The following is an 18,511-nucleotide window of genomic DNA, read 5'->3' as shown; positions in this document are numbered from 1 at the left end:
AGCCCACGATGACCAACGCCTTCACGCCCATCGAAATCCTCCGCCCCACCATCCTGGAGTTTGGCAACGGTACAATCGGTGCCGCCGCGCGTTTCGCCGAGCGGATCGGTGCCAAGCGGCCGCTGGTGATTTCCGATCCCTTCAATGCGCGCCGCGTTGACACGCTGGCGCTGCCAGGTGCGGTGAAGGTGTTCGGCGAAGTGAAGCCGGAGCCGGACCTGCCCAATCTCGAGAAAGCGGTGGCGATGGCGAAAGATGCCAAGCCCGATCTCGTGGTCGGTTTCGGCGGCGGCAGCGCGATGGATCTTGCCAAGCTGGTTGCGGTGATGTGTACGGGTGACGTCGCCTTCGCCGACATCGTCGGGCCGGAAAAGGTCGCCGGCCGCAGTGTCGCGCTGATGCAGATCCCGACCACCTCGGGCACCGGTAGCGAGGCCGGCACCCGCGCATTGGTCACCGATCCCGTCAGCCAGAACAAGCAGGCGGTGCAGAGCCGATTCATGCTGGCCGATATCGCCATCGTCGATCCTGATCTGACGATGACCGTGCCGAAGGAAATTACGGCCGCCACCGGCGTCGATGCGCTGGCGCATTGCGTCGAGGCCTACACCAGCCGCAAGGCGCATCCGACCATCGATCTCTATGCTCTCGAGGGCGCGCGGCTGGTCGGGCGCTACCTCAAGCGCGCGGTCGCCGATGGCGGTGATCGCGAGGCCCGCGCCGGTCTTTCACTCGCCTCGCTCTATGGCGGCTACTGTCTGGGGCCGGTGAACACCACCGCCGGTCACGCCGTGGCGTATCCGCTCGGCACGCGTCACCATATTGCCCACGGTCTCGCCTGTGCGATGATCTTCCCGCACACGCTGGCGTTCAACATGCCGGCGGTCGAAGCGAAGACGGTCGCGGTGCTGGCGGCGCTCGGATTGCCGGAGCAGACCGATCCGAAACATGCATTCGATGCGACCTACGCATTCTGCAAGAATCTCGGCGTCGAGATGCGGCTCTCGGCCCTTGGCGTGCCCAAGACTGATCTCGGCGTGATGGCGGACGAGGCGCACGCTATTCGCCGCCTGCTCGACAACAATCCGCGCGATTTGAGCCGGGATGCGATCCTGAGCATGTACGAGGTCGCGTTCTAATAATCTCCGCCACGCGCTCGCGGCATCTCAACAACGACGCTGAAAATAGAGGATACTTCGATGAGATCGATGTGGCTTGGCCTTGCCTCGGCAATTCTGCTGGCGATGTCGCCGGCGCAGGCGCAGGACGGTTATCCGTCCAAGCAGGTGACGGTGATTGTGCCGTTCGCCGCTGGCGGCACCGCGGACATCTTTGCGCGCATGGTCTCCAACCATTTGCAGATGAAGCTCGGCAAGCCGTTCGTGGTCGAGAATGTCGGCGGCGCCGGCTCGATCCTCGGCGTGACGCGGCTCGCAAAGTCGGCACCCGACGGCATCACGCTCGGACTGGCCAGCACGTCGGCGCTTGCGATCAATCCGTCGCTGTACGGGCCGAAGCTCAGCTACCAGCCGGATAGGGATCTGGTGCCGGTTGCCCAGATCAGCGTCGTGCCGAACGTGCTCGTCGTCAATCCCAACAAGATCAAGGCGCGGACCGTGCCGGAGCTGATCGCCTATCTGAAGGCGAATCCGGACAAGGTTTCGTTCGGTTCGGCTGGCGTCGGCACCTCGCAGCATCTCGCCGGCGAGCTGTTTCAGCAGATGACCGGCACCAAGATGGTGCACGTGCCCTACAAGGGCTCGAGCCAGATGCTGACCGATCTGCTCAGCGGCCAGATTGATCTGGCCTTCGACAACGTGCCGCTCTTGCTGCCGCAGGTGAAGACCGGCCAGCTCGCGATGCTTGCAACCGCAACGCCGAAGCGCGCTGCATTCGATCCGAAAGTGCCGGCTGTCGCCGAATTCCTGCCCGGCTTCGAGGCGGTGGCCTGGCACGGCTTCTTCGTGCCCGCGGGCACGCCGAAGCCGATCGTCGAAAAGCTCTCCGCCGAGATCCGCGCCTTCATGCAACAGCCGGAGACAGTGCAGAAGATGGCCGAGCTCGGCGCCACCGCAGTCGCGGTCGATTCCGAGCCGTTCGCAGCCTACATCGCCTCCGAGACGGAGCGGTGGAAGAAGGTGATCGAGGCCGCGAATATCAAGTTGGAGTAGAGAGCGTGTACCTGAGGGCCGGGCTGTTCAGCTTCATTTCGGCGGCAAGCCGAATTTACATCGCGAACCGATAGTTCATTCCAAGCTTCAAAGTCTGCAGCGTTGGAGTGACGATGACCGTGTTGGGAGAGCTCACGACGAACTTCTGCTGAGATAGCGTGATGTAGTTGTATTCGGCCTTTGCCGTCCACTGCGTTCCCGGAAACGCAAACTCTACGCCGCCGCCATACAGTCCGCCGCCGTTGGTGTTGGAAACGAAAGTGGTCGTGGTATCCAGCGCCAGCGGCGAGTTGATGGCGAGCGTCTGAGTGACCCAACCGTAGCCCACTTTGCCGTAAAACAGCGTCGTGTTGGCTGCATAACCAAAGCGCAGTCCGACACTTGATGCCCAATTGAACTGTCCGGTTGTTTTGGTCAGTCCGGCCGGTCCCGGAGTAGAGGGACTCGATGAGGAGGGGCTTGCGCTCATCCAGTCGCCGTCGATCTCAGCACCGAGCACGATGGAGCTGATCTGATAATTGAAGCCCGCCTGAAGTCCACCGATAAAGCCGATGTTTGTCGTGTTCCAGGGGCTGCTGAAGGTGGTAACTGTCTTCTGGGAATTCCATGCGGCTCCCAGATTGTAGCCTAGGTAGAACCCTGTCCAGGTAAACGCTGGAGCTACTCCGAACGTTGGATATGGTCTCTTGGGTGCCGGAACGGGGTCGATGGGAGGGTCTGCCGCGAGGGCAGGCGCGACAAGGAACGATATCATTCCCGTAAGAACCGTCGCGCGAAACAATCGTGCTGGTCGAATCATCCCAATGCCCCGCCGTAACCTCCCATACGCATTCGGGCAATTATGGTTAATCCTCGGTTAATTTGACGGCAAAACCGTTTGAGCCGCACCTGGGCTGTCGGCTCCCACCGTGCCGGAAAGCCACTTAACTGGATCGAAAGTTGATTGCCTTTGATTGCTACCTTTCAAGGCATTGGGGTTTTGGATTATGGCGAGTGTTGTGTCTGTCGCCGCGACGGGCAATCAAGATATTGATGGCCTGTTGGGAGGTACGGCTTGGTCCGGTCTCGTCACCTACAGCTTTCCGGATTCCCCATCAGATTTTCCTGCCGATTACGGTTATGGTGAAACCACGGATCCCTATTTCTCGGCGATCCCAGCCGCATTGCAAACTGCGGTAAGCTACGCTGTAGCCCTGGTGATGAGCTACACGAATCTGGTCGTGCAGTTCGCCGGAACTGATGGCGCGGACATTATGGTCGCGCAGACGTCGGTGGTGAATCCGACCTCGTGGGCCTACCTGCCGGACCCCGTATACGCCGAGGGCGGAGATGCTTGGTTCGGCACCGCGTATGATTTTTCGCAGGCTGCACCGGGAAATTACTATTTTGCCGACGCTTTTCACGAACTCGGTCACTCCTTTGGCTTGAAACACAGTCAGGACGCCGGCGGCGTTGCAGACGTAACGGTGCCGACGAACCACGATAGTCTCGAATATACTGTCATGAGCTATCGCAGTTACCCAGGCGGTGCCGTCACGGGCAGCTATAGCAACGAAGACTACGGATATCCTCAGACCTATATGGCCAACGATATCCTCGCGCTGCAGACGATGTATGGCGCGAACTACAACACGCAGAGCGGCAACACCGTCTACACCTGGAGTCCGACGACCGGGCAGGAGTTCATCAACGGCGTCGGACAGCTTGCGCCGGGTGACGGTAACGGCGGCTCGGCCAACCGTATCTTTGAGGCCATCTGGGACGGTAACGGCGTCGATACCTACGACCTGTCGAATTACACGACTGACCTGACCATCAATCTCAATCCCGGTGCGTCGTCGGTGTTCTCGACCGCGCAGCTGGCCTATCTTGGCGACGGCCATTACGCGTCGGGCAATGTCTACAACGCCTATCTTTATAACGGCGACGTGCGTTCCTACATCGACAATGCGATCGGCGGCTCCGGCAACGACACGATCATCGGAAACGCCATCGCCAATGTCCTGAATGGCGGCGCCGGGAACGACACGCTCTCCGGCGGCGGCGGCAATGACACCCTTGTCGGCGGCACCGGTGTCGACGTCATGACGGGTGGCGACGGAGCCGACACCTTCGTCTTTGCGGCCGGCGATAGCTCGCCAGCGGTCGGCCAGCATGATCAGATCACTGACTTTGCTCCCGGCGTTGATCTTATCGACCTGTCGTCCATGGACGCCATCCCCGGCACGGCGGCAAGCGACTCCTTTCACTTCATTGGCGTCTCGGCCTTTGACGGCAGGGCCGGCGAGCTCAACTTTTATTATGATGGCGCGCGGGGCGTCACGGTCCTCCAGGGCGACACCAACGGCGACGGCGTCGCGGATTTTGCCATCGACCTCATCGGCAAGCTGACGATCACGGCAGCCGACCTCGTTGGTGTTACGCCCAACCACGCGCCGGTGCTGACGATTCCGTCCACGAACGTCACCGCCACCGCCGGGCAGGTGATTGCCATGTCGAGCCTGCTCAGTGCGAGCGATGCCGACAACGATACCCTGACCTACTATCTCTACGACAACTCGCCGGCCGCCAGCAGCGGCTACTTCGTGGTCAACGGCACGGTGGTCCCGTCAGGCACCGGCTATGCCGTCACTGCGGCACAGCTCGCCCAGACGACGTTCGTTGCCGGCGCCGGCGGAAGCGTTGACGATCTCTATGTGAAGGTCTTTGACGGCCAGGATTATTCCGGCGGCGGCTTCTACAGCAGTTTCCACGTCAGCGTGGCGCCCAACCACGCACCGGTGCTGACGATCCCGTCCACGAACGTCGCCGCAACTGCAGGGCAGGTGATCGCCGCGTCGAGCCTGTTCAGTGCGACTGACGCGGACAATGACACGCTGACCTACTACCTCTATGATAACTCACCGGCTGCCAGCAGCGGCCACTTCGTGGTCAACGGCACGGTGGTGCCATCCGGTGCCGGCTATGCCGTCACCGCGGCGCAGCTCTCCCAGACCACCTTCGTTGCCGGTGCCGGTGGAAGCGTCGACGATCTCTATGTGAAGGTCTACGACGGCCAGGACTATTCCGGCGGCGGGTTCTACAGCAATTTTCACATCAGCGTCGCCAACCACGCGCCGGTGCTGACGATCCCGTCCACGAATGTCGCCGCGACCGCGGGGCAGGTGATCGCCGTGTCGAGCCTGTTCAGCGCGAGCGATGCCGACAACGACACGCTGACCTACTACCTCTATGATAACTCACCGGCTGCCGGCAGCGGCCACTTCGTGGTCAACGGCACCGCGGTGCCGTCCGGCACCGGCTACGCCGTCACTGCGGCGCAGCTCGCCCAGACCACCTTCGTCGCCGGCGCGGGCGGAAGCGTCGATGATCTCTACGTGAAGGTCTATGACGGCCATGACTATTCCGGTGGCGGATTCTACAGCAATTTTCACGTCAGCGTCGCGCCGAACCATGCGCCGGTGCTGACCATCCCGTCAGCCAACGTTGCCGCCACCGCAGGGCAGGTGATCGCTACGTCGAGCCTGTTCAGCGCGACCGACGCCGACAACGATACGCTGACCTACTACCTCTACGACAACTCACCGGCCGCCAGCAGCGGCCATTTCGTGGTCAACGGCACGGTGGTCCCGTCGGGCACTGGCTACGCCGTTACAGCCGCACAGCTCGCCCAGACGACGTTCGTCGCCGGCGCGGGCGGGAGCTCGGATGATCTCTATGTGAAGGTCTATGACGGCCAGGACTATTCCGGTGGCGGGTTCTACAGCAATTTCCATATCAGCGTCGCCAACCACGCGCCGGTGCTGGCGATCCCGTCTGCGAACGTCACCGCAACTGCAGGGCAGGTGATCGCCGCATCGAGCCTGTTCAGCGCGACTGACGCCGACAACGACACGCTCACCTACTATCTCTATGACAACTCACCGGCTGCCAGCAGCGGCCACTTCGTGGTCAACGGCACCGTGGTGCCATCAGGCACCGGCTACGCCATCACCGCGGCGCAGCTCGCCCAGACGACGTTCGTCGCCGGCGCCGGCGGAAGCGTCGATGATCTCTATGTGAAGGTCTACGACGGCCACGACTATTCCGGCGGCGGTTTTTACAACAATTTCCACGTTAACGTCGCGCCGAACCATGCGCCGGTGCTGGCGATCCCGTCAGCGAACGTTGCCGCCACCGCAGGGCAGGTGATCGCCGTGTCGAGCTTGTTCAGCGCGACCGACGCGGACAATGACACGCTGACCTACTACCTCTACGACAACTCACCGGCCGCCAGCAGCGGTCACTTCGTGGTCAACGGCACGGTGGTCCCGTCGGGCACCGGCTATGCCGTCACCGCGGCGCAGCTCGCGCAGACGACGTTCGTTGCCGGCGCCGGCGGCAGCTCGGATGATCTCTATGTGAAGGTCTATGACGGCCAGGACTATTCCGGCGGCGGCTTCTACAGCAATTTCCACGTCAATGTGGCGCCCAACCATGCGCCGGTGCTGACCATCCCGTCAGCCAACGTTGCTGCCACCGCAGGGCAGGTGATCGCTGCGTCGAGCCTGTTCAGCGCGACCGACGCGGACAATGACACGTTGACCTATTATCTCTACGATAACTCGCCGGCCGCCAGCAGCGGCCACTTCGTGGTCAACGGCACAGTGGTGCCATCCGGTACCGGCTATGCCGTGACCGCAGCGCAGCTCGCCCAGACGACGTTCGTCGCTGGCGGCGGCGGAAGCGTCGACGATCTCTATGTGAAGGTCTATGACGGCCAGGACTATTCCGGCGGCGGGTTCTACAGCAATTTCCATATCAGCGTCGCCAACCACGCGCCGATGCTGACGATCCCGTCTGCGAACGTCACCGCAACCGCTGGGCAGACGTTTGCGGCGTCGAGCCTGTTCAGTGCGAGCGATGCCGACAACGATACGCTGACCTACTACCTCTACGACAACTCGCCGGCCGCCAGCAGCGGCCATTTCGTGGTCAATGGCACGGTGGTGCCATCAGGCACTGGCTACGCCATCACCGCGGCGCAACTCGCCCAGACGACGTTCGTCGCTGGCAGCGGTGGGAGCTCGGATGATCTCTATGTGAAGGTCTTTGACGGCCAGGACTATTCCGGCGGAGGCTTCTACAGCAATTTTCATGTCAACACCGTAGCGAGCGCGGCGCCGCTTGCCGCGCAGCAAACTGTTTCGACAAGCGTAGATCAAGACACAAGCAACGCCTTGGCTGTCGGTATCGGGCACGACTTCCATTGGTTGTTGTAAGGGAGTGGACGAAGGTCGCGGGCAGGACGGCCGCGCTCCGCGACGGCTTCGACAGAGCCTACCGACACGGAGCAGGCTGGTTTCAGCCAGTTGGCGGAGCCAGAGGAGCATGGCTGGAGTTCTTGGATACTTATCGAACGATCTGCGTCGTCCCGGATAATCCTAAGGTTAAGGACGTTTTAAACAGATTCGCGCTTGACCGGTTGCTGTGGGCATACGGGCAGGGCGTTCTTGGCTATGCTGACGCGCTCCAGAATCATTGTTGGGAGACCATTGATGGCTCAAGAAAGTTCGAGGCCGCGCATCGGCGAGGGGCGCATCGGCAGTTCTCTCTGCGCCGCGATCGGCGTGCTCAGCGTCGCTGCGGTGCTATGCCTGCGCTACCCCGCCTTTCTCACGACGCCTGAACTGCGCGTCCATTACGACGTCGAGCTGCTCCGCCTCACTCTCGCGATCGCCATGGTCGTCGGTGCCTGGCTCGGCGTCATCGGGATCGTGCTTGGCGGCCCGCGGGTGAGCGCTACGATCGGCCTCAGCGCGCTTTTCCTCGCCACGCTGCTTGGCGGGCCCTACGTGCCGACACCGGACTTTCTCCAGCCGCGCGTCTATCTCGGCCTCGACTGGCTGGTGCTCGATCTATTCTTCACCGGCGCGGCCTTCGTGCTGCTCGAGTGGATCTTCCCACGGGTGCGGCCGGAGCAAGGGCCGCTCAGCCCCGGCTGGAGGCTCGATCTCGCCTATTTCGGCGTCAACCATCTGCTGATCGGCATCTTCCTGGTGGTGTCGACGCATTTTGCCCATGACTATTTCGCCTGGGCGATCAGCCCGTCACTGCAAGCGCATGTCGTGGCCCTGCCGGCGATCATCCGCTTCGTGCTGGTGATCCTGGCGGCCGATGCAGTCGAATACATCTCCCACCGCGCCTATCACGAGGTGCCGTGGTTGTGGCGAATCCATGCGGTGCATCATTCGCCCGAACACATGGACTGGCTCTCGGGATCGCGCCTCCATTTCTTCGAGCCATTGGCAACGCGCGCCCTGGTGCTGGTGCCTATCGTCCTGCTCGGCTTCCCGCAGGACACGATCTTCGCCTATCTCATTTTCATCTCTGTGCAATCGGTGCTGATCCATTCAAACATCAAGATGGATGTCGGCTGGCTGCGCTACGTGATCGTCACGCCACAATTCCATCACTGGCACCACGCGTCAGACGCCGAGGCCATCGACAAGAACTACGCGGCACACACGCCGCTGTTCGATATGCTGGGCAGAACCTGGCACCTGCCCAAAGACCGCTGGCCGGTCAAATACGGCACCGTGAAGCCGATCCCGGGCGGCATGCTCGGCCAGTTCCTGCACCCCTTTGTCGGGCCGGTGAAGGAATTCCTCGAACATCGGGACCCGTGAAGAGGCGCGTTCCGCTGTTGCCAGCATGAGAATGGCAGCGCGTCCACTCACCGAGAAACATCGGGTGAGGCGGAACGACGCCGGTGACCGGCGTTCACCGGCAATTCCGGTGACCCCAACTGGAGTAGAACTGTCCGCCGAGCAATTTCGGGAAGATGCGGGCCGCGGGCTCGCGCTGGTCGGTCTGAGTAGCTGAGAATACGACCGGATTGGGCTGGCTGGGGAACCTGGACCCGAAGGACCCCCAGCAAAAATTCAACGATTTCAATAATGGCATGAAAATAAACAGCTTTTCCGGCTGAGTGGTTACGAGTAGTGGTTACGAGTCACGGTTACGAGGACTCGAATGTCGATCGCCACGAACATCCAAAAACGTCCTGGTCGCACCTCCTACTATGTCCGCGTCGGTGTGCCGTTGAAGCTTCAGCCGGTGCTTAAGCGGAAAGAGATCTGGCAATCCCTCAAGACGACGGACCCTCGACAAGCACGTGACAGAGCGGCGCCGGTGATCGCTGCGTTCCGTGCCCAGTTCGCTGACCTGGAGCAACGCCGCGAGCCGTCAACTGCGGATCTCCAGGCGGCAGTGTGGTCGCACTATGAGGCTGGACTGGACCAGGACGGCCGTGAGCGTGCCGCCCTGCCTACCGCAGCGGACGTGCAGGAGGCGTCTGGCAAGCTTGCTGCCGATATTCAGGCCGGCCGCGTCGCCTGGACTGATGATCCTTTGGTGCAGTTGAACGCCGCCATTGACGTTCTCGCCATGAATGAGCGGGCGAAGACGGATCGCGAGCGCCGTTCCGTCCAGCTTGCCGAGCTTAAGAAGCATCTTGCGACCGGGGAGACGGCCTTGATCGAATGGAAGGCCGATGACGTGATTCAGAGCGAGCGCCTGTTGATCGCAAAGGGCACGCCTGCCTACCGCGATCTATGCCAGCGGTTACAGCGCGCCCAGATCGAGGTTTTGGAACGGGCCGCCGAACGCGATGTCGGCAACTGGGCCGGTGCCCCCTCTGATCCGATCGTAGTGCCCGCCGATCTCACGCAGGGCAAACGGATTGCCGCTCCGGGCGAAACGCTGATGGAGCTTTACGACAAGTTCAAGGCTGAGCGAATTGGAGACGCGCGGCCGGACACCTGGGATCAAAACCGCAAGATCGTGAAACTCTTTGCCGAGTTCGTCGGCGAGTCGTCGCACGTCTCTGTTATCACGCGCAAAGCGGTTCGCAACTGGAAGCAGGAGCTTGCGCGTTGGCCAGTGAAGGCGGCGGACAGCAAAGCTTTCGAAGGCATGTCATTCCGTAAAGTGATCGAGGCGAACGCCACGGTCAAGAAACCGTCGATCAGCCAGAAGAGCGTGAACAAATATCTCGCCGCGCTAGGCAGCTTCGCGCGTTGGCTGCTCCAGAACGAGTATATCGACGATGACGTGATGAGCGGCATGTATCTGTCGATCGATAAGCGAAAGAAGAACCGGTTTCCGTTCAATGAGCAACAGCTACAGGCGGTCTTCAACTCGCCCTTGTTCGGCACATGCCTTGGCGATGGCGCCGAAAGCAAGCCGGGGAATATCGCCATCCGAGATTGGCGCTACTGGATTCCGCTGATCGCGATCTATTCCGGTGCGCGCCTGGGCGAGCTGTGCCAGTTGCTAACGGCCGACGTGCGGCAGCTTCACGGGGTATGGATCTTTCATATCACCGAGGTCGGGGACGAGGAGGAAGACGGCTCTGCAAAATCCACCAAGACGGGTGGGTCAATGCGCGTGGTGCCGGTGCATTCCAGGCTGATCGAGCTAGGCTTCCTCGATTACCATACCGCCTTGGTGGCACGGGGTGAGCAACGGCTGTTTCCAGAAGTCGAGCGCGACAAGCGCGGCTATTTCGGCGAGGCCTCCAAGTTCTTCAATGGATATTTCAAGGCCGTCGGAGTGAAGCTAGACAAGCGGGTCAACTTCCATAGCTTCCGGCACAACGTCACGGATGCGTTCCGCGCTGCTGGCTATCTGGATGAGCAGCATGGCGTGCTATTGGGGCACACCAAGGCGAGCACGACGGGACGCTATGGCGTCTTACCGGAAGGTCCGCTGCGGGACCGCGTGATGATGATCGAGGCTGTATCGTTTCCGTTATAGGGGCTGGCTCGATGATGAAGATTGGACGATCTGCTTTTTGGACGATATTCGGTGGCGTAGTTGGTGCAGTCCTGGGTTTTCTATTTGGTGGAGTCGGGATCGCTGCACGCGGTAGTGCGATCGGAATTCCGGCGCTGGGGACGGCCATACTAATCGCCGCGGCGGGCTCTTGGATTGGCTATCGCATCGACACCCGAAAGCGAAAGGGCGCGGTGTGATCCCGCGCCCTGTTTGCTTTTAGGAGATGATCCACACTCTCTCTGTTGGATCCCAACGCCGCGTCTCATCTGTCTCATCTTCACAAATCAGCTTGAGCCAAAGCGTTTCGTCCAGCTTTTCTTCGGCGATGAATCTATCAGCGCAGACCTGTGCAGACTTACCCTTGTCGACGACCCTATCATCAATGGTCATAGTAAACTTGCCAAGTGCAACGAGTTCGCCTTTCCGGCTCATTTGAAAAAGTTTGGCGGCTACCATCAGGCGTTGCCCTGCGGCGTGCGATCTACGAGCCGTATTGCCCCCGGGCGCGGTTTAGCCTCAGCGTCGTGCCGACAAGACCAGTCGATTACCATCACAAGGTGCTGCAACAACGAAGGGGATTGCGCGCCCATGGCCCAATGAAAGTCTTCTGGGAAGCTTTCGGCATAGCCATCGATCGTCTTGGCAAGAGCGGTGCGCTTATCTGCTTTGGAAGCTGCGATCGCGGCTTCCAAAGCATCGAGCACGTCATGCATACACGTGAAACTATCGTCGTTGGTCATCGATACCCTCTCTTTCTTGGTTGCGGAGGGCCATTCAACTAGCGCACAAAAAATAGGATTGCGCGTGGCAGAATCGGTTCCGCTGGCTAGCCGGCTCGCAGACCTAAACGTGGCGAGCGTCGGCGATTTATTAAGTGATTGCAGATTGATAGCGCGCTCCGGCGCTAGCGCGCTGATGTTGCAAAACTGGCACAGTTCGCCACGTTCTGCTGGCGCTCCGCATGCTCCAGTGCGTCAATGATCAGGTCGCCGCGAATCTCCAGCGGCCAGATGTCGCCGATCTCGCCGAGCACGATCTTTACTTCGTTCTCCGCCCACAGCCGGGCGGGCTCACTCCCTTCCGAGAAAGGATTACGGGGGGCGATGCCAGCGATGCCGGCGACAATGTCATTGTAGGCAGATGTCGGAATGAAATTCCCAGATGCAGTCAAGGTCAGCCCCATGGTTGGTGATGCACGGGATTCGACATGCGCGATTTGCGAGTCGCCGGCAAGGTCACCGAGCGCGGGTGTAAGCGACTACTGACCAGGCGCGATCAGCATTAGGCAGTGTGTCAAGGGCCGAAGTTAAATCTTTTGATCAGTCATTGCTTACAACGGTCTTTCGCGGCTTCGCGTGAACCCGCCATTTGACCATTGCGCCAGAAGTTTGCCGTCGCGCTCCTTGTCGGCTAGGCATTCATATCGAGACGTGTCCGAGGCGCGCATTGGAATGGAGAAACGCTCGCCCTTGTCCTCAATTTGTTTGATTGTTCCGAAATAGCCCCAAAAGATTTGGAGCTCCGGGACGACTTGTAGTGCGACCCATGCAAGCTCGGCCTCATATCGCGCAGCGATGGCCGCGACGTCAGCTCCTCTTTTCTTCACGTTGTATGTTGGATTGAGCATTCCGCTCACTTGAAACTTATTGCGGGTTTTAACCCCAACCAAATACCTGGTGCTCCGGCGCTCAGCGTAGAGGTCTGCAAAGGGGTGATTAAGAGCGGGAGCGTTGATATTGCGAACGTTCACAAAGCCGGCCCGCTCAAGCAGTATGAAGGCTCTACGTTCGCCCCACTCGCCAAGGGCTTGTGTGCGCTCCCGATTAGTCAACATCCGATGTCCCCGCCCTGCCGATCTTCATTATCCTCCGAATCTCAGTGTAGGTCCATTCCGCGTCCTGTTGCAGCTGGCGCGTAACGGTGTAGGTCTGGCCGATGAGCTTCGAGACCCGCCGCTGGTTGGGCATGCGAAGGGCATAGGTGGCCCAACCGTCATCGCGTAGTGGCCTGATGTCAATTTGAAACTGGCGACCACGCTCCGGTGCCTCGCCCCAAGCCCGGCGCATGGCCTCTTTCAGAACCTCGTTCTCGGCGACGGCACCAAAGGCGCCGTGAATGTGCAGCCGGCCATCCCAATCGCGATCGATGCAGAACCAGTAAGGCAAGCGAACGCCAGCCCGGGACAGTTGCTTGTCGAAGGCTCGCTTCAGTGACTCTAGGAAGCTCCGTGGATGAGTCAGGGCCTTCTCCCGCGCCTTCGCAGTCAAATTGAAGGTGAACGCATAGGCGGGCCTGTCTGCGATCTGGAGGGCCGCTGTCGCGGCTACGGCTTTGTGTAGCGCGGCAATCTGGGTAGGAAGTGCGCGGCAATTAGGATGGCGAGGCAGTGTCGCGGCCTGATGATGATTGCCGCGATGATTGTCGCGCGCAAGAGTTTTGTTGAACTCTGATTGTCGCGCAGCGTCAATCAGCGACGGTTTTAGGTGTCGCGTGCGATGGCGGCCGTCCTGGACCGCGTTTTCGTTCGAGGGCGGTTCGTCTGCGATAGCTCTCGACGTTCATCTCGACGATGGTGGCGTGGTGAACGAGGCGATCGATAGCGGCGAGGGTCATGGCGGGATCCGGGAAGACCCTATTCCATTCGCCGAATGGCTGATTGGCGGTGATCAGCATCGAGCGGCGCTCGTAGCGTGCACTGATGAGCTCGAACAGCACGCTGGTCTCGGCCTGATCCTTTGTGACGTAAGCGAGATCATCAAGGATCAGGAGATCGAAGCGATCGAGACGATTGATGGCCGCCTCGAGGTTGAGCTCGCGTCGCGCCAGCTGGAGCTTCTGCACGAGATCGGTGGTCCGGGTGAAGAGGACGCGCCATCCGTTCTCGATGAGGGCCAGGCCAATCGCTGCCGCCAAGTGGCTCTTTCCGCCGCCGGGCGGGCCGAACAACAGCAAATTGGCGCCCTTGCCCAGCCAGCTGTCACCAGCGGCGAGCGCCATCACCTGCGCCTTCGAGATCATCGGCACGGCTTCGAAGTCGAAGCTGTCGAAGGTCTTTCCGGCGGGCAAACGTGCTTCGACAAGGTGCCGTTCGATCCGACGGCGGCCGCGTTCGGCGATCTCGTGCTCGGCGATGGTCGCGAGGAAGCGGCCGGCCGGCCAGCCTTCCTTGTCGGACTGTTCGGCAAATTGCGCCCACAGCACCTTGATGGCAGGCAGCCGGAGCTCATTGAGCAACAGATTGAGGCGCGCGGCATCAACCGTGTTCGTTACGCTCATGCGGCACCTCCGGTCTCGGCGGTACCGATGAGGCATTCGTAGGTCGCAAGCGGCACGAGCTGCACCACGACGTTCGGCAGGTTGGCGGGATCGGGGGCGAAGTGAGCACGTAGCCGGTTGAGGTCGGGCAGTTGGCCGGCCTCAAGGTCGGCGGTGAGCTGATCGGCGAGTTCGGTCTCGCAGCCGCGTTCATGAGCGAGCGCGAGGAGATCGACCATGATCCGGCAGGCTTTTTTGTCCGGCAAGCGTTCGCGCAAGCGATCGAAGGTCTTTCGATAGGCATCGCGCGGGAACAGCCGATCTCGGTAGACCAGATTGAGAAGCGCCATCGGCTTGCGCCGCAGGGAATGGATCACGTGCCGATAATCGACGACCTGGTCGTACTTGCCATTGGGATGCGGCCGCCCACGCGGCAGGGTGACGAGATGGGTGCCGCCGACGAACACGTCGAGACGATCATCGTAAAGGCGCACCCGCAGCCGGTGACCGATCAGGCGCGATGGCACCGTGTAGAACACCTTGCGCAGGGTGAAGCCGCCCGAGGACGTCACGCGGACGATCACCTCTTCGTAGTCCGAGGTGCGCCGATCGGGCAGCTCCTGCAATACCACGCGCTCGCCATCGATCCGCTTGGCGTTGCGGGCATTGCGGCGGCTGACGATCTCGTCGATGAAGCCGCGATAGGTGGCAAGATCGTCGAAGTCGACAGTTCCGCGCAGCAGCAAGGCGTCCGCGATTGCTCGCTTGAGATGACCGTGGGGCCCTTCGATCGAACCATTCTCGTGAGCAACGCCTCGATTGTTGCGGGAAGGCCGCATGCCGTAATGGGCACAAAGGGCCTCGTATCGCTGCGTCAGATCGTCCCGTGCATCACGATCGAGATTGCAGAATGCGGCCGACAGACTGTCGGTCCGATGCTCCCGCGGCGCCCCACCGAGCGACCAGAGGGCATTCTGCAGGCCTTCGGCCAAGGCAACGAAGCTCTCGCCGCCAAGCACGACGTGGGCGTGCTCGAATCCGCAATAGGCCAAACGGAAGTGATAGAGACGATGATCCAACGGTGCACCCGCAATCGTAACACCCAATTCGTCCATGTCTGTGAAGTCGGAGAGGCCGAGTTGGCCAGGCTCGTGGGTTTGGCGGAAGATCACCTCCTGCTCCTCGCCGTGGATCGCCCGCCAGGCACGGATCCGACGTTCCAGGGTACGACGGATACCGCTGCCGAGATCCGGATGACGCCGCAGCATCTCCTCGAACACCGCCACCGGGCGTAAGCCAGGTGCCGCCTTCAGGATCGGGACGATCTCGGTCTCGAACACGTCGCTCAACGGGTCCGGCCGTCGCCGGCCGCGGGGCGCCTTCCTTTGCGATGGAAATCGGGGGTCTCTCTCGATCCGATAGGCGGTCGACGCACTGAATGACGCCTTGGCCGCCGCCACTGGCGGGCTATCGGTCTGACGGTACTTCATGTAGAGCCTCATCTGGTGATCTGTGATGTGTCGGCCGGGCACGCGAGTGATTCCTCTTGGCGGAAGAACCACTTGCATAACCCCGCCGGCCGCGATCACCAGTCGGCGCGGTCCTCCTCGGATCGCGCCGACGCTGGGCTCGTAACTCCGGTCGGGCTACGCCCTCCCTACGTCACGAGCCCAGCGAAACTCTCTCACCTTGATTGACGCTGCCTTCCATCCTGATCGCCGCGCGACAGCTTTGACTACGTCACCGGTAAGAGCCCAGACGGGTATGTTGTCGTTGGAGGGTGTTACAGAGCTATTGAGAGGGTGTGTTGTAGCGTTAGTGATTGGGGGTGTGGGGTGTGCAACTGAAGTCTCTCCGGCCAACAAATGCGCCGGAACGCGGAAAGCAGCGATTTTTTCGAGGGTTTTGCGGTCTTTCAGGGCGGACTTGCGGACCCGCTGGGGGACTTTTTTCGACCGCTTTTGAGACCCGCCCGGATGATTGTCCTGGGGAAGTGCGCTCGCGGCGCTATACTGATCTTGCTCAGACGTTCTCTTCAGCAACGGCACGTTTGGGTCCTCCAGAAAGCCACCGTCTCGCCGGGCGGTGGCTTTCGCATCTTTGGGTTCAATTGGGGTCTATAGCGTCGGCGATCAGGATTGCTGGCAATTTATCGCCTGAGAACGCCGCCCGGTCGCATCTGCATTCGAAGCTCTTGCCCGATCAGCGTCCGGATATGGTGCTGTGCCGCTTCCGCGACCGTCTTACCCATACGCTCATGATCCTGCGAGGACTGCCCGGGCGAGCCCTGGACCGTGACGGCAATCTGGGGCGCAATTACATGGCCGGCATTGATCATAGGCGCAGCCGGCGCGCCGCCGCCGACCAGCCCGCCATCGGCAAACCGGGGAATGCGGTCGGAATTGATCGCCTCGAGCACGGCGCGGTGCTTCTGGACCGCGGACGCGCGCACCACGAATTCGCCATTGCTGAGCCGTGCCGGGATGCTGTCGGAGGTGCCGGTCCCTGGTCCACTGATGTAGCCGCCGTCAGCCTTGGCGAGGGTAGGGGAGCTGCCGACCAGGCCACCGTCGCTGAACCCCAACATGCCGCTCATAGAGCGCATGATCGGCTGCACGATCAGCATCTTGATCATTGCCTCTTCCAGGGCGCGGACGACCGCCCTGGACATATCGGCAAAGCCCGCCGACACGCTTTTGGTGCCGTCCAGGATGTCCGCGAGGCCGCTGGTAAGGCTGCTACTCATGGTGCTGCCGATCGAACGCATGGCCTCATTGGTCCGCATGGCCGACGCCTCAACGCTATTGAGTGCCGTTGCAACGTCGGGATAGAGCCCTTTGAGCTGTTCGGCGATCTGCACGTCCTGGGGATCGAGAAGTGAGGTCTGCCGGCCGCGCCGGATCGACTGGGCAACGGTGGCCTTCTCGATGGCCTCGGTGGCGTTGGCGTAGGCCTCCGTGACTTCCTGGATGCGTTGGCGCTGCTCTGCGGTCACAACCCCTTCGCCCTTGCCAGCGGCGGCGTTGGCCTGCATGGCGACGGTCTCAAGCTGTGCGGCCACCTTGGCGCGCTCCCGTGCGGCCGTGGTCAAATCCAGCCCAGCCGCTTCCGCCTGCAAGGCCGCCGTGCGCTTCTCAATGCTGTCGGCGGCCGTGTCGAGTTTGTCCACACCGCTGCCGGTGCTGATCTTGGTTGGCGCAGGGCCGGCGCCGCGCGTCTGGCCGGGTGCGGGCGGACCATACTGTTCGCCGTTTGCCGTGAGGGCAGCGATCTCCTTTTGCAGCCGATCGCGGTGGGCCTCCAGTTCTGCTGTGGTGCCGGCGTAAACCTGACCGAGCCCGGGGATGGACAGCGGCGGAAGGTTGACGCTGCCGAACAGCCCGCCACCGGTCCCATTCAAGCGGGCGTTGACCTGGGCGAGCGCGTCGCGCTTGGCGTCCAGGTCGGTGGAGCTGGCAGGCATGCCGGGGATGCGCGGAAGCTTGTTAGAAAGCTCCACCGCCTTGGCGATGTAGCCGATGACGTCCGCCCACGCGCCCTTGATGTCCATCATGACGCTGGCGAGGTCATCCCAGGACGGCTTGAGCGCGGTCGAGAGACGCTGATGGGCGAGCTTTAGCTGGTCGTCGACTTCCTTCGCGCGTTCAACCAGGGCGTTGCTGAAAATGCCATCCGAATTGGCGCTGGCTTCCCTGATCGTCGCCAGCATGCTTTCAGCGGACGTTTTGCCCTGCCGCATGCGATCGATGATCTGAGCGCCGAACATCTTCTCGCCAAGATCCAGGCTGGCGGCATGTTGGCCGATGCTGTCGAGCTGGATCATGGCTGCGAGCACAGCCCTGATCTTGTCCTCTTGGGTTTGAGCGTCTCGGAAGAGAACCAGGCCCTGGAGCTGTTGGCCGGCGGTCTTGGCCAACGTCTCGTTCAGGACGCGAAGCGTTTTCTCAACGTCCGTGATCTTCTCTTCGCCGACGCTCCACTCGCCGATGTCGATCGGGGACTTGTCCTTGGTCGCCTGGAATGCATGGTCTAAAGCGGATTCGAGCTCGCCGGCCTCAACCTTGAGCTTGCGCGCTTCGGACGTGAAGGCCTGGAGGAAGGCCGGACTAACGCCAAGGTTCTGAGCCTTGTCGGCAATCTCCACCATTTGGGCCATCTGCTCACGCGCGCCGCTGATCGCGGCTGTCATGAGCTTGTAGGCACCAACCGCAAGGGCGACCTTGCCGGCGAGTTCAACGGCACCGCGCGCCATGGTCGCAAAGATC

General features: G+C 61.3%; 14 protein-coding genes. 5 read left to right on the top strand and 9 right to left on the bottom strand.

Annotated features, from left to right (window positions below):
- Nucleotides 1-8: 8 nt before the first annotated feature.
- Together ACWAT4_RS24200 and ACWAT4_RS24195 are read left to right on the top strand one after the other, a co-directional pair.
- Nucleotides 9-1,139: an iron-containing alcohol dehydrogenase gene (locus tag ACWAT4_RS24200; RefSeq protein ID WP_449728250.1), complete on the top strand. Its 1,131-nt coding sequence runs from the start codon at nucleotides 9-11 to the stop codon at nucleotides 1,137-1,139.
- A gap of 60 nt (nucleotides 1,140-1,199) precedes the next feature.
- Nucleotides 1,200-2,171: a Bug family tripartite tricarboxylate transporter substrate binding protein gene (locus ACWAT4_RS24195; protein ID WP_449728249.1), complete on the top strand. Its 972-nt coding sequence runs from the start codon at nucleotides 1,200-1,202 to the stop codon at nucleotides 2,169-2,171.
- Between the two features lie 55 nt (nucleotides 2,172-2,226).
- Here the strand turns inward: ACWAT4_RS24195 and ACWAT4_RS24190 are convergent, their stop codons facing one another.
- Nucleotides 2,227-2,970, bottom strand: coding sequence for an outer membrane protein (locus ACWAT4_RS24190; RefSeq protein WP_212299223.1), 744 nt, complete (start codon nucleotides 2,968-2,970; stop codon nucleotides 2,227-2,229).
- A 241-nt stretch (nucleotides 2,971-3,211) separates the two neighbouring features.
- On the opposite strand from ACWAT4_RS24190, the gene ACWAT4_RS24185 reads away from it, so the two are divergent.
- From ACWAT4_RS24185 to ACWAT4_RS24175, 3 genes are all read left to right on the top strand, one after another.
- Nucleotides 3,212-7,432, top strand: coding sequence for a M10 family metallopeptidase C-terminal domain-containing protein (locus ACWAT4_RS24185; RefSeq protein WP_449728248.1), 4,221 nt, complete (start codon nucleotides 3,212-3,214; stop codon nucleotides 7,430-7,432).
- Nucleotides 7,433-7,708: 276 nt separating this feature from the next.
- Nucleotides 7,709-8,839, top strand: a complete 1,131-nt coding sequence (locus tag ACWAT4_RS24180; RefSeq protein ID WP_212425753.1) for a sterol desaturase family protein — start codon at nucleotides 7,709-7,711, stop codon at nucleotides 8,837-8,839.
- 346 nt (nucleotides 8,840-9,185) lie between these two features.
- Nucleotides 9,186-10,970 (top strand): DUF6538 domain-containing protein, encoded by a 1,785-nt coding sequence (locus tag ACWAT4_RS24175; protein WP_449728247.1) that lies wholly within the window; start codon nucleotides 9,186-9,188, stop codon nucleotides 10,968-10,970.
- 237 nt (nucleotides 10,971-11,207) lie between these two features.
- Here ACWAT4_RS24175 and ACWAT4_RS24170 read toward each other — a convergent pair whose 3' ends face one another.
- The 8 genes from ACWAT4_RS24170 to ACWAT4_RS24135 all read right to left on the bottom strand — a co-directional run bounded on the left by ACWAT4_RS24170 (nucleotide 11,208) and on the right by ACWAT4_RS24135 (nucleotide 18,498).
- A complete protein-coding gene (locus tag ACWAT4_RS24170) occupies nucleotides 11,208-11,447 on the bottom strand; it encodes a hypothetical protein (RefSeq protein ID WP_449728246.1) in 240 nt (79 codons plus the stop codon).
- Nucleotides 11,447-11,731 (bottom strand): hypothetical protein, encoded by a 285-nt coding sequence (locus tag ACWAT4_RS24165; protein ID WP_449728245.1) that lies wholly within the window; start codon nucleotides 11,729-11,731, stop codon nucleotides 11,447-11,449. Before ACWAT4_RS24165 ends, ACWAT4_RS24170 begins: the two co-directional genes overlap by 1 nt.
- A gap of 164 nt (nucleotides 11,732-11,895) precedes the next feature.
- Nucleotides 11,896-12,174, bottom strand: coding sequence for a hypothetical protein (locus tag ACWAT4_RS24160; protein ID WP_449728244.1), 279 nt, complete (start codon nucleotides 12,172-12,174; stop codon nucleotides 11,896-11,898).
- A gap of 147 nt (nucleotides 12,175-12,321) precedes the next feature.
- Nucleotides 12,322-12,825, bottom strand: coding sequence for a hypothetical protein (locus tag ACWAT4_RS24155; protein WP_449728243.1), 504 nt, complete (start codon nucleotides 12,823-12,825; stop codon nucleotides 12,322-12,324).
- On the bottom strand, nucleotides 12,815-13,156 hold the full coding sequence (locus ACWAT4_RS24150) for a hypothetical protein (protein WP_449728242.1): 342 nt from the start codon (nucleotides 13,154-13,156) through the stop codon (nucleotides 12,815-12,817). Before ACWAT4_RS24150 ends, ACWAT4_RS24155 begins: the two co-directional genes overlap by 11 nt.
- Before the next feature lie 298 nt (nucleotides 13,157-13,454).
- Nucleotides 13,455-14,267, bottom strand: coding sequence for an IS21-like element helper ATPase IstB (gene istB / locus ACWAT4_RS24145; RefSeq protein ID WP_208764263.1), 813 nt, complete (start codon nucleotides 14,265-14,267; stop codon nucleotides 13,455-13,457).
- A complete protein-coding gene (gene istA, locus ACWAT4_RS24140) occupies nucleotides 14,264-15,778 on the bottom strand; it encodes an IS21 family transposase (protein ID WP_433995304.1) in 1,515 nt (504 codons plus the stop codon). The genes istB and istA overlap by 4 nt, the downstream gene beginning before the upstream one ends.
- 617 nt (nucleotides 15,779-16,395) lie before the next feature.
- Complete coding sequence (locus ACWAT4_RS24135; protein WP_449728241.1) at nucleotides 16,396-18,498, bottom strand: hypothetical protein; 2,103 nt, start codon at nucleotides 18,496-18,498, stop codon at nucleotides 16,396-16,398.
- Between the last annotated feature and the right edge of the window lie 13 nt (nucleotides 18,499-18,511).

The organism is Bradyrhizobium sp. T-1, assembly GCF_053592855.1.
This window is presented reverse-complemented; position numbering and strand designations above follow the sequence as displayed.

Coding starts and splice junctions, on each gene's coding strand:
- ACWAT4_RS24160 (WP_449728244.1), bottom strand. CDS start 12,174: ATGGGGCTGACCTTGACTGCATCTGGGAATTTCATTCCGACATCTGCC.
- ACWAT4_RS24175 (WP_449728247.1), top strand. CDS start 9,186: ATGTCGATCGCCACGAACATCCAAAAACGTCCTGGTCGCACCTCCTAC.
- ACWAT4_RS24170 (WP_449728246.1), bottom strand. CDS start 11,447: ATGGTAGCCGCCAAACTTTTTCAAATGAGCCGGAAAGGCGAACTCGTT.
- istB (WP_208764263.1), bottom strand. CDS start 14,267: ATGAGCGTAACGAACACGGTTGATGCCGCGCGCCTCAATCTGTTGCTC.
- ACWAT4_RS24165 (WP_449728245.1), bottom strand. CDS start 11,731: ATGACCAACGACGATAGTTTCACGTGTATGCATGACGTGCTCGATGCT.
- ACWAT4_RS24195 (WP_449728249.1), top strand. CDS start 1,200: ATGAGATCGATGTGGCTTGGCCTTGCCTCGGCAATTCTGCTGGCGATG.
- ACWAT4_RS24135 (WP_449728241.1), bottom strand. CDS start 18,498: ATGGCGCGCGGTGCCGTTGAACTCGCCGGCAAGGTCGCCCTTGCGGTT.
- ACWAT4_RS24190 (WP_212299223.1), bottom strand. CDS start 2,970: ATGATTCGACCAGCACGATTGTTTCGCGCGACGGTTCTTACGGGAATG.
- ACWAT4_RS24200 (WP_449728250.1), top strand. CDS start 9: ATGACCAACGCCTTCACGCCCATCGAAATCCTCCGCCCCACCATCCTG.
- ACWAT4_RS24155 (WP_449728243.1), bottom strand. CDS start 12,825: ATGTTGACTAATCGGGAGCGCACACAAGCCCTTGGCGAGTGGGGCGAA.
- ACWAT4_RS24180 (WP_212425753.1), top strand. CDS start 7,709: ATGGCTCAAGAAAGTTCGAGGCCGCGCATCGGCGAGGGGCGCATCGGC.